We start from the raw sequence: 12958 nt of genomic DNA, 5'->3' as shown, positions 1-12958 counted from the left end.
GCCCCGCCCCACCAGCACGGCCCCGCCCTCACACATGAACCGGAGTGTGATCGGTCATGACGGTGACCCCGGACGTCCTCACCTACTACGAGCAGGGCAAGGAGGACGGCAGGCTCCGTACGGGCCGGGGCCGGCTGGAGCTGTGGCGGACGCAGGACGTGCTGCGCCGGGCCCTGCCGTCACCACCCGCCCGGGTGCTCGACATCGGCGGCGGCACCGGGGTGCACGCCGAGTGGCTGGTCGCCGACGGCTACGAGGTCGAACTGCTCGACCCGGTCCCGCTCCACGTCGAGCGGGCCGGGGCCCTGCCGGGCGTGACCGCGCGGCTGGGCGACGCACGCGACCTGCCCCTGCCGGACACGAGCGCCGACGCGGTCCTGCTGCTGGGCCCGCTCTATCACCTGCCCGACCGCGCCGACCGGGTCACCGCCCTGGCCGAGGCGCGCCGCGTGGTGCGCCCCGGCGGGCTGGTGGCCGCCGCCACGATCAGCCGCTACGCGGCCGTGCACGACATGGTCTACCTGGGGGTCTACGAACACGAGCCGCACCGCCGGGCCGCCCGGGAGGCCATGGAGAACGGCCGCCTGCTGGGTCCTGCGCAGGGCTTCCCCGCCTACCTGCACGAGCCCGACGAGGTGCCGGGGGAGTTCGCCGACGCCGGGCTCCCCGGCGCCGAGCGCTACGGCCTGGAGGGCGCCTTCTGGCTGGACGGCGACGTGGACGACTGGCTCGACGACCCCGAGCGCCGCAGGCTCATGCTCGACGCCCAGCGCACGCTCGAACGCGTGCCGTCGCTTCTCGGGGTCAGCGGGCACCTGCTCACTCTCGCCCGCCGTCCGGCGCAGGCTCCTGCTTCGCCTTTGGGCGGGCACGCAGGTGGGCGCGCTCGCCCTGGCTGCCGAACAGGCTGAGGAACTCGACCGCGCCCTCGTCGGCGGCGCCGAACCAGTGCGGCAGCCGGGTGTCGAACTCGGCCGCCTCCCCTGGAGACAGCACCAGATCCCGCTCGCCGAGGACGAGCCGCAGCCGCCCGTTCAGCACGTAGAGCCACTCGTAACCCTCGTGGGTCTTCGGCTCCGGCGACCTCCTGGCGCTGCCCGCCGGGATCACCAGCTTGTACGCCTGGATGCCCCCGGCCCGGCGGGTCAGCGGCAGCATCGTCATCCCGAAGCGGACGACCGGCCGCAGATGGATGCGCGGATCCCCCGTCGGCGGGGCGTCCACGAGCTCGTCGAGCGTGACCCCATGGGCCTTGGCCAGGGGCAGCAGCAGTTCGAGGGTCGGCCGCCGCGCGCCCGACTCCAGCCTCGACAGCGTGCTCACCGAGATGCCGGTCGCCGCCGACAGGTCGGCGAGCGTCGTCTCGCGCTGTTTGCGCAGCGCACGCAGCCGGGGCCCGACCGAGACGAGCGCGTGTTCGAGGTCGTCGTCCACGCACGCCAGATTGCCATAACGGCAACGACACATGCCAAGAGGACCCGAAATGAGACCTCCGTCCATTGTTGGTAGGTTCCTGGGTACCCATTGACTTATCTGAACGGAGGAGCAGCGCCGTGGATGTCGAGCAGACGGTGTTGCCGGGAATCGGGCTTCGGCACGAGTTCACCACGCGCTCGGGACGGCGTATAGGTGTCGTCTCCCACCGCACAGGCCGGCGCGACCTGGTGATCTACGATCCCGATGATCCCGACAGGGCCTGCGAGACGGTGAAACTCAACGACGAGGAGGCGGACGCGCTCGTCGAGCTCCTCGGCGCCCCCCGCATCGTCCAGCGGCTCAACGCCCTGCACCGCGAGGTCGAGGGCCTGGTCAGCGTCCAGCTCCCGATCGCGCCGGGCTCCCCGTACGCCGGCCGGCCCATGGGCGAGGCCCAGGTGCGCACCCGCACCGGAGCCTCCATCGTGGCCGTCGTCCGCGCCGGGCACGTGTTCGCCAGCCCCGCCCCCGACTTCGTCCTCTCCGGGGACGACATCGTGGTCGTGGTGGGCAGCGAGGACAGCACCGCCGCCGTCGCCGACATCTTCGCCAGCGGCTGAGGCAACGCGTGCACAATACGGCGATACTGTTTCTGGAATTCGGCGCCGTCGTCCTCGGACTCGGCATCCTCGGAGCGCTGGCGCTGCGCGTCGGCATCTCCCCCATCCCGCTCTACCTCATCGCGGGCCTGGCCTTCGGCACCGGTGGCATCCTCCCGCTGGCCACCAGCGAGGAGTTCATCGCCACCGGGGCGGAATTAGGCGTCATCCTGCTGCTGCTCACCCTCGGCCTGGAATACAACGCCGACGAGCTCATGACCAGCCTCAAGGGCAACGCCCGCGCCGGTCTGGTCGACCTCGTGCTCAACGCGGCGCCGGGCGCCGCCTGCGCGCTGATCCTCGGCTGGGGACCGGTCGCCGCCGTGGCCATGGCGGGCGTCACCTACGCCACCTCCTCGGGCATCACCGCCAAGGTTCTGTCCGATCTGGGCTGGATTGGTAACCGCGAGACCCCGGTGGTGCTGTCACTGCTGGTCTTCGAAGACCTCACGATGGCGATCTACCTGCCTGTCCTGACCGCCATGCTGGCGGGGCTGAGCCTGTTCGCCGGCGCGGTCACCGTGGCCATCGCGCTCGCCGCGGTGAGCGTGGTCCTGCTGGTCGCGCTGCGCTTCGGCCGCTACATCGAGGCGTTCGTCGCCAGCCCCAACTCCGAGGTCCTCGTGCTCAAGGTGGTCGGGCTGGCGCTGCTGGTCGCCGGGCTGGCCCAGCAGCTGCAGGTGTCGGCCGCGGTCGGGGCGTTCCTCGTCGGCATCGCGCTGTCGGGCGAGCTGGCCGAGGACGCCCAGGCGCTGCTCGCGCCGCTGCGCGATCTGTTCGCCGCGGTCTTCTTCGTGTTCTTCGGCCTGCAGACCGACCCCACCAAGATCCTGCCCGCCGCCGCCCTGGCCGCGGGCCTGGCCCTGGTGACGATGATCACGAAGCTGATGACCGGCATCTACGCGGCCCGCCGCGCCGGCATCGCCCGCGCCGGCCGGGTCCGCGCGGGCATCGCGCTCATCCCCCGCGGTGAGTTCAACATCGTCATCGCCGGTCTGGCGGTCGCCGCCGGAGCCCATCCCGACCTGGGCGCTCTGGCGGCGGCGTACGTCCTGATCCTGGCGGCCTTCGGTCCCCTGGCGGCCCGGCTCGTGCAGCCGCTCCTCGTGCGCGTGGCGAGCCGCGCCTGACACCACCCCCACACTCCCCCCACCGGCCTGCCCCCGCACCATGCGGCGGCAGGCCGGCGCGTTTCCGGCCCCGTACGGGTCTCAGGCCCGCACGGCGCGGCGGGCGACGGACCTGGAGCGGCGTTCCGGCCGCCAGGTCGACACGAGGGCGGCCGCGAGGAGAAGCTCGGCGATGTCCCCGCCGTAGTACATGATCTCCGCGCCGCCCCGGACCTCGGCGACGGGCGCGTGCACATCCACCCAGAAGCCGCCGTACATCAGCTGCGCGACGACCGCGTGCACGGCGATGGCACAGCCCAGACAGACCAGACGGGCCCGTACGCCCGGCCGGGCCGGCGCGGGGTCGGGACCTGCGATGACGTGCGCGAACAGGCAGCCCGACAGCAGGAAGTGCGTGTGCAGCAGCCAGTGCCCCGCGGGCCGGGCCGTCACGGCGTTGTAGAGCGGGGTGAAATACAGCACCACGAGGCTGCCGGTGGACAGCAGCAGTGCGGTCACCGGATGGGTCGGCAACCGGCCGGCACCGCTGTGCACGACGGCGGACAGCCGCCGCGCGCCCGCGACGGGCATGGCCCGCAGCAGCAGGGTGACCGGCGCGCCCAGCACCAGGGCGAGCGGGGCGTACATGCCGAGGAGCAGATGCTGCACCATGTGGCCGCGGAAGTCGGCATGCGCGAACGACGCGACGGGCGGCAGCAGCGCCGCCGCCGACAGCGCGAGCCCGGTGGCGAAGCAGGCCGTACGCCGCCGGCTCCAGCCCGCGACCGGGTTGCGGCGGCGCGCCCGCCGCGCCAGGCGCAGGTAGACGACCAGGGCGAGAAACAGGGCGAGGAGCAGGGCGAGAAGCGCGGCGTGGTCCGCCGCGTCATGGTGGTTCATCGCGCGACGGCCCTGGCGGGAGGATCGGCCGGGTCGAAGGAGCGGCCGCTGCGCGCGAGCAGGTAGCCCCCGGCGAGCAGCAGCGCGCCCAGGACGAGGAACCCGATGTCCCACCAGAGCTGGTGGGGCCCGCCCCGGACATGATGGATGCCAAGGATGTGGTGGTCCAGGACGCCTTCGACCAGGTTGAAGATCCCCCACCCGGCCAGGATCCACCCCCACAGCACCCGCGAGGTCCACACCCGGCGCCGGTGACGGGTGACCCTGGAGTAGAGGATGGCGAGGCCGGCGAGCACCGCCAGCCAGCACACGGTGTGGAAGACGCCGTCCCACACGGTGTTCATCTCCAGGCCGGAGACGGTGCGCGGGTTGTAGAACCTCACCCCGATGTTGTCGCTGTCGGTGCTGCTCAGCATGTGATGCCACTGCAGGAGCTGGTGCAGCAGGATGCCGTCGGCGAACCCGCCGAGCCCCACCCCGAGCACGATGCCCGGCAGCCGCAGCCCGACCGGCGTCGCACCGGCCCGGGCCTCGCCCGCGGTGGTCGCCATCACCGTGCCTCCGTCCCCCACGCCACTGCGCTGGTTCTCCTGCGCTGGTTCTCCTGCGCCGGTTCTCCTGTGCGGATCTCCGCGAGGGCAGGTTCCCCGGACGCGAGGGTGTAGTCACGCAGGCACGCGCGGGCCGGCCGCCGGGCCTACCGACTCTTTGACCAGCGCCTCACCCGGCGGTGCGGGCGGCGACGAACGCCTCGATGCCGTCGAGCACGCGCTGCAGGCCGAACTCGAATGCCTGGTCGGGATCGTAGGCCGCGTTGTACGCCTCGCCCGCTGCCGCGCCGACCCGGGCGGCCACCGGGTAACGCCGGGGGTCGAACACCCTGGCCAGATAGGGCGCGTGCGCGTGCCACCACTGCTCGTCGGTGACGCCGGTCTCGCCCGGCGCCTGCGCCGCCTCCACCGCGCCCCGCGCCGCTCCGCTCACATAGCCGTTCAGCAGCGTGACGACCGAGTCCATCTCGAGGTCGTCCAGGCCGATGCCGTCGACGGCCCGCAGCTCGTAGTCGTACTTCGCGATGAGGTTGGGGCCCAACGGCGGCCGGGTGAGCGACGACACCTGCAGCATCCACGGGTGCCGCCGATAAAGCGCCAGGTTCTCCCGCGCGATCAGCTCCAGCCTGCCCCGCCAGCCGCCCGGCACCTCCTCGGGCGCGGGCAGCTCGCCGTACGCGGTGTCGAGCATGACGTCGATCAGCTCCGCCTTGCCGGGGACGTAGGTGTACAGGGACATCGTCCCCACCCCGAGCTGCTCGGCGACCTTGCGCATGGACAGCGCGGCCAAGCCCTCGGCGTCGGCGACCTCGATCGCCGCGCGCACGATCCGGTCGACCCCGATCTCCGGCTTGCCCTTGCGCCCGGTCCGCTCCCCGGTGCGCCACAGCAGGGCCAGACTCCGCGCCGGGTCTCCCTGCGAGCTGTACTCCGTCATCGCCCGCGAATTCTATGCGCAGCGCGACTCCGTATGCTGTACGGTACGCCGTACGGAACCTTTGGAGGAAGCGCGATGACGCACGCGATCGCGGCCGACGGGCTGCGCAAGCGATACGGGAACACCCCCGCCCTCGACGGCCTCGACCTGACGGTCGGCGCGGGCACGGTGCACGGCCTGCTCGGGCCGAACGGCGCAGGCAAGACCACCGCCGTCCGCATACTCACCACGCTGCTGCGCCCGGACGGCGGCACGGCCCGCGTCGCCGGCTTCGACGTCGTACGGCAGCCCGCCGACGTGCGCCGCAGCATCGGCCTCGTCGGCCAGCACGCCGCGCTCGACGAGGTCCTCAGCGGCAGGCAGAACCTCGTCATGTTCGGCCGCCTTCACCACCTGTGCCCGGCCGCGGCCCGCGTCCGGGCCGACGAACTGCTCGACCGGTTCGGCCTCGCCGACACCGGGACCAAACCGGTCGGGAACTACTCCGGCGGCATGCGCCGCCGCCTCGACCTGGCGGTCGGCATGATCTGCTCCCCTCCGGTGCTGTTCCTCGACGAGCCCACCACCGGCCTGGACCCGCGCGGCCGCACCGAGGTATGGGAGGCCGTCCGCGCCCTCGTCGCCGAGGGCACCACCGTGCTTCTCACCACCCAATACCTGGAGGAGGCCGACCAGCTGGCCTCCCGCGTCTCGGTCGTCGACGCCGGCCGCGTCGTCGCCGAGGGCTCTCCCGACGAGCTGAAGTCCGCGCTCGGCGGCGACCGCCTCGACGTCGTCGTGCGCCACACCGCCGACCTGCCCGCCGCCGCCGCGATCGTCGGCCGAGCGGAGGGCGTCTCGGGTGCGGTCTCGGATGGTGTGTCCGTCGACGTGGACGCCGACACCCGCCGGGTCAGCGCACCCGTACGCGACCGGTCCGCCGCGCTCCCCGAGGTCCTGCGCGCCCTCGACGCCGCGGGCGTCGCCGTCGCCGACATCGCCGTACGCCGGCCCTCCCTGGACGAGGTCTTCCTCCACCTGACCGGCACCAGGAAGAACGCGAGGAAGGAATCCGCCGCATGAGCACGACCGTCACCGCACCCGAGATCCCCCGCACCCCGGCCGCGCGACTGCGCTGGACTCTGGCCGACGGCTGGACCGTCACCCTGCGCGATCTCGGCCACTGGGCCCGCAAACCCGGCCAGGTCGTGGCCGGCCTGCTGTTCCCCGTCATGATCGTGCTGATGTTCGGCTACCTGTTCGGCGGCGCCATGGCCGTACCGGGCGGCGGCGACTACCGCGAATACCTCATGCCCGGCATGTACGCCATGACAATGCTCTTCGGCATCGAGGCCACCTTCACCGCCGTCGCCCGCGACGCCGCCCAGGGCGTCACCGACCGCTTCCGCTCCCTGCCCATCGGCTCGTCCGCCGTCGTCCTCGGCCGCAGCGCCGCGGACATGCTCAACACCGTCCTCGGCCTCGCCGTCATGATCGCCTGCGGCCTGGCCGTCGGCTGGCGCTGGCACGAAGGGCCCGCCCGCGCCGCCCTCGCCATCGGGCTGCTGTTGCTGCTGCGCTTCGCGTTCCTGTGGGTCGGCATCTACCTCGGGCTGACCCTCGGCGGCCCGGAAGCCGTCATGGCCGTCCAGGTCCTCGTCTGGCCCGTCGGCTTCGTGTCCAGCGCCTTCGCCTGGACCGGCACGATGCCCGGCTGGCTCGCCGCCGTCGCCGAATGGAACCCCCTGTCGGCCACCATGGCCGCCACCCGTGGCCTGTTCGGCAACCCCGGAGCGGGCGGCACCACCTGGATCTCCGAGCACGCCGGGGTCATGGCGCTGGTCTGGCCGCTGCTGCTCATCTCGGTCTTCCTCCCGCTGTCGGTCCGCCGCTACCGCCGCCTCGACCACTGACGGCGCTGACGGCGCTGACGGCGCCGGAGTGCGGGACTATGAGGCCGGGGGGTGCGCGGCCCGCCGGGTGTGGTGGTCCAGCAGCCGGGTGAGCAGATGCACGAACTGGTCGCGCTCGGCAGGGGTCAGCGGGGCGAGCAGCTCCTCGTGGAGGTCGTCCAGCACCTTGTCGAGGCGGCGCAGGCTCTGCCGCCCCTGCGCGGTGATGGTGATGACGTTGCGGCGGCGGTCGTCGGGATCCGGCATCCGTTCGACGAGACCGCGCTCGGCCAGTTCGTTGAGGACGCCCACCATGTCGCTGCGATAGATACCGGTGCGGCGGCTCAGCGTCGCCTGGCTGCCCGGGCCGAACTCCTCCAGCGAGGCGAGCACCGCGTAGTGCCACTTGCGGGCGTCGACCCGGGCCAGCCCCTCGCCCATCAGCCGGTCCGCCCGCGCCGCCACCATCGCGAGCAGGCGGCTGGCACGTCCGCGCAGCCGCTCCGGCGTCTTCGTCTCACCGTCGTGCGGCATGTCCGCGGCTTCGGCCCTGCTGGTCATGCCGCGATCCTAGCGCCCTTGTGTTAGTCCGGCTAACGATACGGGCCGCCGCCCTCAGCCGCCGGGGCGGAGCGTGGCGGCGATGACGTCCGAACTGTCGGCATGCAGGGCCTGCGCCGCCGTCTGCCCGGTCGCCGCCAGATAGGTGTCGGCAGGCCGGTTGCCCACGGCATACCCGGCGCCCACGGCCGGGGCCGGCAGGATCCGCCGTATGGCCGAGCAGGTGTCAGGAACAGTGATCGACATGGCCGCGAGGCCAGAACCTGACCCGACGTCGGAGTCAAACCCGCGCGCTGTCCACCGAAGCACGCTGCGCTAGCCTGATCGCCATGCTGCGCCGATGGACGCTCCCGATCCTCTTCCTGGCCCTCGGGCTCGCCGCCGCGGCACGGCAGATCGCCCGGGGAGCCCCGGTCGCCGCCGTCACACTGCTCCTGATCTTCCTGGTCGGCGCCGTCCTGCTGTCCCCGCTGATCTTCCCCAGGTCCGTCAGCGCCGCCGAGGCGCTGCGCCGCGCCGCGGCCGACGGCCGGCCCATCGTCTACTGGCGCCCCGGCTGCCGCTACTGCATGCGGCTGCGCACCCGGCTCGGCCGCCACGCCTACCGGATGCACTGGGTCGACATCTGGCGCGACCCGGACGGCGCCGCGGCGGTCCGGGCCGCCACCGGCGGCGACGAGACGGTGCCCACCGTGGTCGTGGCGGGCACGCCGCACGTCAACCCCGACCCTCGATGGGTGCGCGCGCAACTGCCTTGACCAACCTCAGCTTCGGACGGCCACGTTCCAACCTGTGCACCCCGTCCGACCCGCCGTCCGACCCGCCGTCCAACCCGCGCAGCGTCCGCGCCGCACCCGCGACCAGCGCGGCACGCGGCAGGTCCCCACCGGCGGCACACCACTCCGCCACCGCCTCCAGCACCATCGCGCGCACCGTCTCGTCACCCGCCCGCCCCGACGACACCAGCGCCGAACGCAGCGACCGCCACGCCGCCTCGCGATCCCCGAGCTCCGCCCGCACCCGCGCCAGCTCGACATGAACCGTCGACAGGAACTGCCCCGGCACGTCCGCCTGCCCGTCCACCAGCTCCAGCGCCTCCACCAGCAGGCGCTCCGCCTCGCCGAGCTCACCCCGCCGCCGCGCCACCTCCCCGGCGGCCTGCCGCACCCGCGCCGCCGCCAGCCGATCCGGCGTACGGTCGGCCGCCTCGCCGGCCAACACCAGCTCCCGCTCCGCCCCCACCACATCACCCGTACGGGCACGCAACTGGGCCAGCCGCACCCGCAGCATCATCGGGAGGGGCACCGCCTCCATCCCGCCGAGCAGCCCCGCCAGCTCCGCCGCCTCCTCCAGCAGCGTCAGCGCCTCCGCCGCGTCCCCCCGATTCTCCGCCACCAGCGACAGCCAGTAGAGCGCCAGGGACAACCCCCACCGCTCCCCCAGCGCGCGGTAGCCCGCCAGCGCCGCACGCAACCACGGCTCAGCCGCCCGCGCCCCCGCCCTGCCGTACTCGAACTCCCCGATGCCGCCCATCAGCAGCCCGGTCGCCCGCGCCCACGGATCCTCGTGATCGCCGAACGCCCGCATCGCCGCCAGCGCCCTGCGCCAGTGATCCACCGCCCCGCCCGAGGGCCTGACCCCCACGATCCAGGCCCACAACGCCACGGGATGGCCCGACTCCTCGACCACGCGCATCGCCTCCGGCGACGCGTACGGCTCATCGGACGCCAGCAGCACGCACAACGCGTGCGGCAGCTCCAGCCCATGCGGCGCGGCCTCGCCCAGCACCGCCCGGATGGCCCGCGCCCACCTCGCCGCCTCGTCGCCCCGCCCCCGCACCGTCCACGCCCACAGCCTGGCCATGAACAGCCGCAGCGCCTGCCCCTTCTGCCCGGTCCGTACGGCGTGGCCCAGCGCCGCGTCGAGGTTGCCCCGCTCGGCGTCCAGCATCGCCAGCAGGCGAAGCTGCTCGGCCGTGCGCAACCCGGGCTCGGCCGCCTCCGCCACCTCGACGAAATAGCCCAGATGCCGGTCACGTACGGCCCGCGCCTCGCCCGCCTCCTCCAGCCGCTCGGCCGCGTACGCGCGCACCGTCTCCAGCAGCCGATAACGCACCTGCGCCGCCCGGTCCGCGGTCCCCTCGGGCTCGGCCACGACGACCAGCGACCTGTCCACCAGGCAGGTCACCGTCTCCAGCCCCGCCCCGCACACCCGCAGCGCCGCCTCCGCCGTCGCCCCGCCCGCGAACACCGACAACCGGCGCAGCGCCACGCGCTCCTGCGGCGACAGCAGATCCCAGCTCCACTCGATCACCGCCCGCAGCGACCGATGCCGCGGCCCCGCCGTACGGCCGCCGCGCAGCGCCAGCCGCTCGCCCACCGCCTCGGCGAGCTGCCGCATCGTGAACGACCGCAGCCGGGCCGCAGCCAGCTCGATCGCGAGCGGCAGGCCGTCGAGCTGCCGGCACACCGCGACCACATCGGTCACCACCGAGTCGTCCACCACGAACCCCGGCCGCGCGGCCGACGCCCGCGCCACGAACAACGCCACCGCGGGGAACTCCAGCGCCCGCGCCGCGTCCACGTCGTCGCCGGGCAACGCCAGCGGCCGCACCGGATGGAGATGCTCGCCGGGAACGTCCAGCGGCTCTCGGCTGGTCGCCAGGATCCGCAGCCCCGGCACCCCCGCGAGCAGCCGCTCCGCCAGCGCCGCCGCGCCGTCCACCACGTGCTCGCAGTTGTCCAGCACGAGCACGAGCTCCCGGCCCGCCAGCGCCTCCACCAGCGCGTCGAGCGGCGACAGGGCCGGCCGCGCGGCGACGTCCCCGTCCCGCTCGGGCGTGGCCGCGGGTACGGTCGCCCGCACGGCGGCCACCACGTCCGCCGCGTCGCCGGCGGCGGCCAGCTCGACCAGCCAGACACCCGAGGCGGCGGCGAGCCCGCCGGCGACCTCCACCGCCAGCCTGGTCTTGCCCGCGCCGCCCGGCCCGGTCAGCGTGACCAGCCGCGCGGCCGACAGCAGGCCCCGCACCCGCGCCACGTCCTCCCGCCGCCCCACCAGGCTCGTCACCGGCGCCGGCACGTTCCCCCGCACGGCAGCCCGTACGGGCTTTTCCGGAGGCGCGTAGCGCAGCGCCTCCAGGTGGGCCGCGCGCAGCTCCGGCCCGGGATCGACGCCCAGCTCGTCAGCCAGCCGCCGCCTGACGCGTTCGAACGCCTCCAGCGCGTCCCCGCGCCGCCCCGCCGCGCACAGTGCCCGCATCAGCAGGGCATGGAACGGCTCGCGCAGCGGATGCGCGGCGACGACCTCCTCCAGCTCCGCCACCAGCGCCCCGGCGGCCGCCGTGTCCACCGCCGTGTCCGCCGCGGTGTCGGCCACGGCGAGGTCGGCCGCCACCCGGGCCTCCAGCGCGCAAAGCCGCAGCTCCTCCAGGCGCGCCGCCGCCACCTGCGCGAACGGCAGGCCGGCCGCGTCGGCGAGCGCCGCACCCCGCCAGAGCGCCAGGGCCGACCGCAGCACGGCCGCGGCACGCCGGGGATCGCGCTCGGCCCGGCCCGCACGCACCAGGCGTTCGAACTCGACGGCGTCTACCTCCTCCGGCGGGACGTCGAGCAGATAACCGGCCGGATGCGACACCACTGTGCCGTGCGAGCCCTCGTGCACTCCCTGGTGTCGCAGCTCACGTCGTAGCCGCGACACCAGGGAATGCAGCGCCGCCACCGGGTTCGCGGGCGGCTCCTCCCACAGGTCCTCGGCCAGACTCTCGGCGGTGACCACCCTGCCGGGTGCCAGAGCGAGCCGGATCAGCAGCACGCGCAGCCGCGCACCTTTGATATCGCCGCCGGTCACCCGCAACGGCCCGAGAATCCCGATTCGCATGGCTCTCTCATTGTCGTTGAGGGTTTTGGTTCGTGGCGTAAATGATCTTGTAGCCGCCCAGCGCCTTTACAATGTAGATTCATAGTAGGATCGGCGTGATGAACACCCCCGCCGTCCCCGAGCGGAACACCCCCGCGCGGCCGGAGCGCGATCCCTACCAGGTGTATCTCGACGCGCTGCAGAGCCCCGAGTCCAAGCGCACGATGAAGGGCTGCCTCGACCGCATCGCCCGCCTCATCACCGGCGACCCGGAGGCGACCGGCGCCGGCCAGCCCTGGGAACTGCTCCGCTACGAGCACACCACCCGGCTGCGGACGCTGATGCGGGAGCAGGGCTGGTCGCCCTCCCACGTCAACAAGCATCTGGTCGCGCTGCGCCGGGTGCTGAAGGAAGCGTGGCGGCTCGGCCTGATGAGCGGCGAGGACTACCAGCGGGCCGCCGACCTGCCCGCCTACAAGCACACCCGCGTCCCGGCGGGACGGCACGTCGAGAGCGAGGCGCTGGCGGCCGTGCTGGAGGTGTGCGACGGCGACCCCTCCCCCGCCGGCCGCCGCGACGGCGCGATGCTGGCGGCGCTCTACTCCACCGGCTGCCGCCGCGCCGAGATCGCCGGGCTCACCCTGGCCGACTTCGATCCCGACGCGCGTTCCCTGCGGGTGCGCGGCAAGGGCGACAAGGAACGGCTGGTCTACCTGACCGCGGAGGCCGTCGAGCGCCTCGATCTCTGGCTCGCCGTACGCGGGCGGGCGACGGGCCCGCTGTTCTGCCCCATCAACAAGGGCGGGCGGCTGCGCCTGGCCCACATGACCGGCCAGGCCATCGCCGACATCGTCTCCCGCCGCCTGGCCGCCGCCGGGGCCTCCCCGCGTACGCCGCACGACTTCCGGCGCACGTTCATCGGCGAGCTGCTCGACGCCGGGGTCGACCTCGCCACCGCCCAGGCGCTGGTGGGCCACGCCTCCCCCGCCACCACCGCGCGCTACGACCGGCGGCCCGAGCGGCGCCGCCGCGAAGCCGTCGACCGGCTCCGCGTCCCCGGCGCCGCCCGCTGACCGGGCCTGCCGTTCCTCAGATG

General features: G+C 73.7%; 14 protein-coding genes. 7 read left to right on the top strand and 7 right to left on the bottom strand.

Annotated elements, in window-relative coordinates; translation table 11 throughout:
- Positions 1-56 precede the first annotated feature (56 nt).
- Entirely contained in the window at positions 57-911 is an 855-nt protein-coding gene (locus tag HCK04_RS33435; RefSeq protein WP_142651363.1) for a class I SAM-dependent methyltransferase, read from the top strand.
- Here the strand turns inward: HCK04_RS33435 and HCK04_RS33430 are convergent.
- Positions 820-1434: an XRE family transcriptional regulator gene (locus tag HCK04_RS33430; protein ID WP_142651362.1), complete on the bottom strand. Its 615-nt coding sequence runs from the start codon at positions 1432-1434 to the stop codon at positions 820-822. The genes HCK04_RS33435 and HCK04_RS33430 overlap by 92 nt on opposite strands.
- A gap of 119 nt (positions 1435-1553) precedes the next feature.
- Here HCK04_RS33430 and HCK04_RS33425 point away from each other — a divergent pair, with 119 nt between their 5' ends.
- Together HCK04_RS33425 and HCK04_RS33420 are read left to right on the top strand one after the other, a co-directional pair.
- On the top strand, positions 1554-2036 hold the full coding sequence (locus tag HCK04_RS33425) for a cation:proton antiporter regulatory subunit (protein WP_142651361.1): 483 nt from the start codon (positions 1554-1556) through the stop codon (positions 2034-2036).
- Between the two features lie 8 nt (positions 2037-2044).
- A complete protein-coding gene (locus tag HCK04_RS33420; RefSeq protein WP_142651360.1) occupies positions 2045-3205 on the top strand; it encodes a cation:proton antiporter in 1161 nt (386 codons plus the stop codon).
- An 81-nt stretch (positions 3206-3286) separates the two neighbouring features.
- Here HCK04_RS33420 and HCK04_RS33415 read toward each other — a convergent pair whose 3' ends face one another.
- From HCK04_RS33415 to HCK04_RS33405, 3 genes are all read right to left on the bottom strand, one after another.
- Positions 3287-4084 (bottom strand): cytochrome c oxidase assembly protein, encoded by a 798-nt coding sequence (locus tag HCK04_RS33415; RefSeq protein WP_142651359.1) that lies wholly within the window; start codon positions 4082-4084, stop codon positions 3287-3289.
- Positions 4081-4635, bottom strand: coding sequence for a DUF2243 domain-containing protein (locus HCK04_RS33410; protein ID WP_142651358.1), 555 nt, complete (start codon positions 4633-4635; stop codon positions 4081-4083). The genes HCK04_RS33415 and HCK04_RS33410 overlap by 4 nt, the downstream gene beginning before the upstream one ends.
- A 169-nt stretch (positions 4636-4804) precedes the next feature.
- Positions 4805-5572, bottom strand: a complete 768-nt coding sequence (locus tag HCK04_RS33405; RefSeq protein WP_142651357.1) for a TetR/AcrR family transcriptional regulator — start codon at positions 5570-5572, stop codon at positions 4805-4807.
- Positions 5573-5647: 75 nt separating this feature from the next.
- Between HCK04_RS33405 and HCK04_RS33400 the strand changes: the two genes are divergently transcribed.
- Positions 5648-6634 (top strand): ATP-binding cassette domain-containing protein, encoded by a 987-nt coding sequence (locus HCK04_RS33400; protein ID WP_142651356.1) that lies wholly within the window; start codon positions 5648-5650, stop codon positions 6632-6634.
- The gene (locus tag HCK04_RS33395) at positions 6631-7464 is read left to right on the top strand and encodes an ABC transporter permease (protein WP_142651355.1); all 834 of its coding nucleotides are present in this window, start codon (positions 6631-6633) and stop codon (positions 7462-7464) included. Before HCK04_RS33400 ends, HCK04_RS33395 begins: the two co-directional genes overlap by 4 nt.
- Positions 7465-7500: 36 nt before the next feature.
- Here HCK04_RS33395 and HCK04_RS33390 read toward each other — a convergent pair whose 3' ends face one another.
- Both HCK04_RS33390 and HCK04_RS33385 read right to left on the bottom strand, forming a co-directional pair.
- A complete protein-coding gene (locus HCK04_RS33390) occupies positions 7501-8004 on the bottom strand; it encodes a MarR family transcriptional regulator (protein ID WP_142651354.1) in 504 nt (167 codons plus the stop codon).
- Positions 8005-8058: 54 nt separating this feature from the next.
- Entirely contained in the window at positions 8059-8250 is a 192-nt protein-coding gene (locus HCK04_RS33385; protein ID WP_240972057.1) for a hypothetical protein, read from the bottom strand.
- 83 nt (positions 8251-8333) lie between these two features.
- On the opposite strand from HCK04_RS33385, the gene HCK04_RS33380 reads away from it, so the two are divergent.
- Positions 8334-8762: a glutaredoxin domain-containing protein gene (locus tag HCK04_RS33380; protein WP_142651353.1), complete on the top strand. Its 429-nt coding sequence runs from the start codon at positions 8334-8336 to the stop codon at positions 8760-8762.
- Here the strand turns inward: HCK04_RS33380 and HCK04_RS33375 are convergent.
- Positions 8722-11883, bottom strand: a complete 3162-nt coding sequence (locus tag HCK04_RS33375) for a BTAD domain-containing putative transcriptional regulator (protein WP_142651352.1) — start codon at positions 11881-11883, stop codon at positions 8722-8724. The two genes, HCK04_RS33380 and HCK04_RS33375, sit on opposite strands and share 41 nt — an antisense overlap.
- A 98-nt stretch (positions 11884-11981) precedes the next feature.
- Here HCK04_RS33375 and HCK04_RS33370 point away from each other — a divergent pair, with 98 nt between their 5' ends.
- Positions 11982-12935, top strand: a complete 954-nt coding sequence (locus tag HCK04_RS33370) for a tyrosine-type recombinase/integrase (protein ID WP_142651351.1) — start codon at positions 11982-11984, stop codon at positions 12933-12935.
- Positions 12936-12958 lie beyond the last annotated feature (23 nt).

It is taken from the genome of Microbispora sp. CL1-1 (assembly GCF_012034195.1).
Classification (GTDB): domain Bacteria; phylum Actinomycetota; class Actinomycetes; order Streptosporangiales; family Streptosporangiaceae; genus Microbispora.
This window is presented reverse-complemented; position numbering and strand designations above follow the sequence as displayed.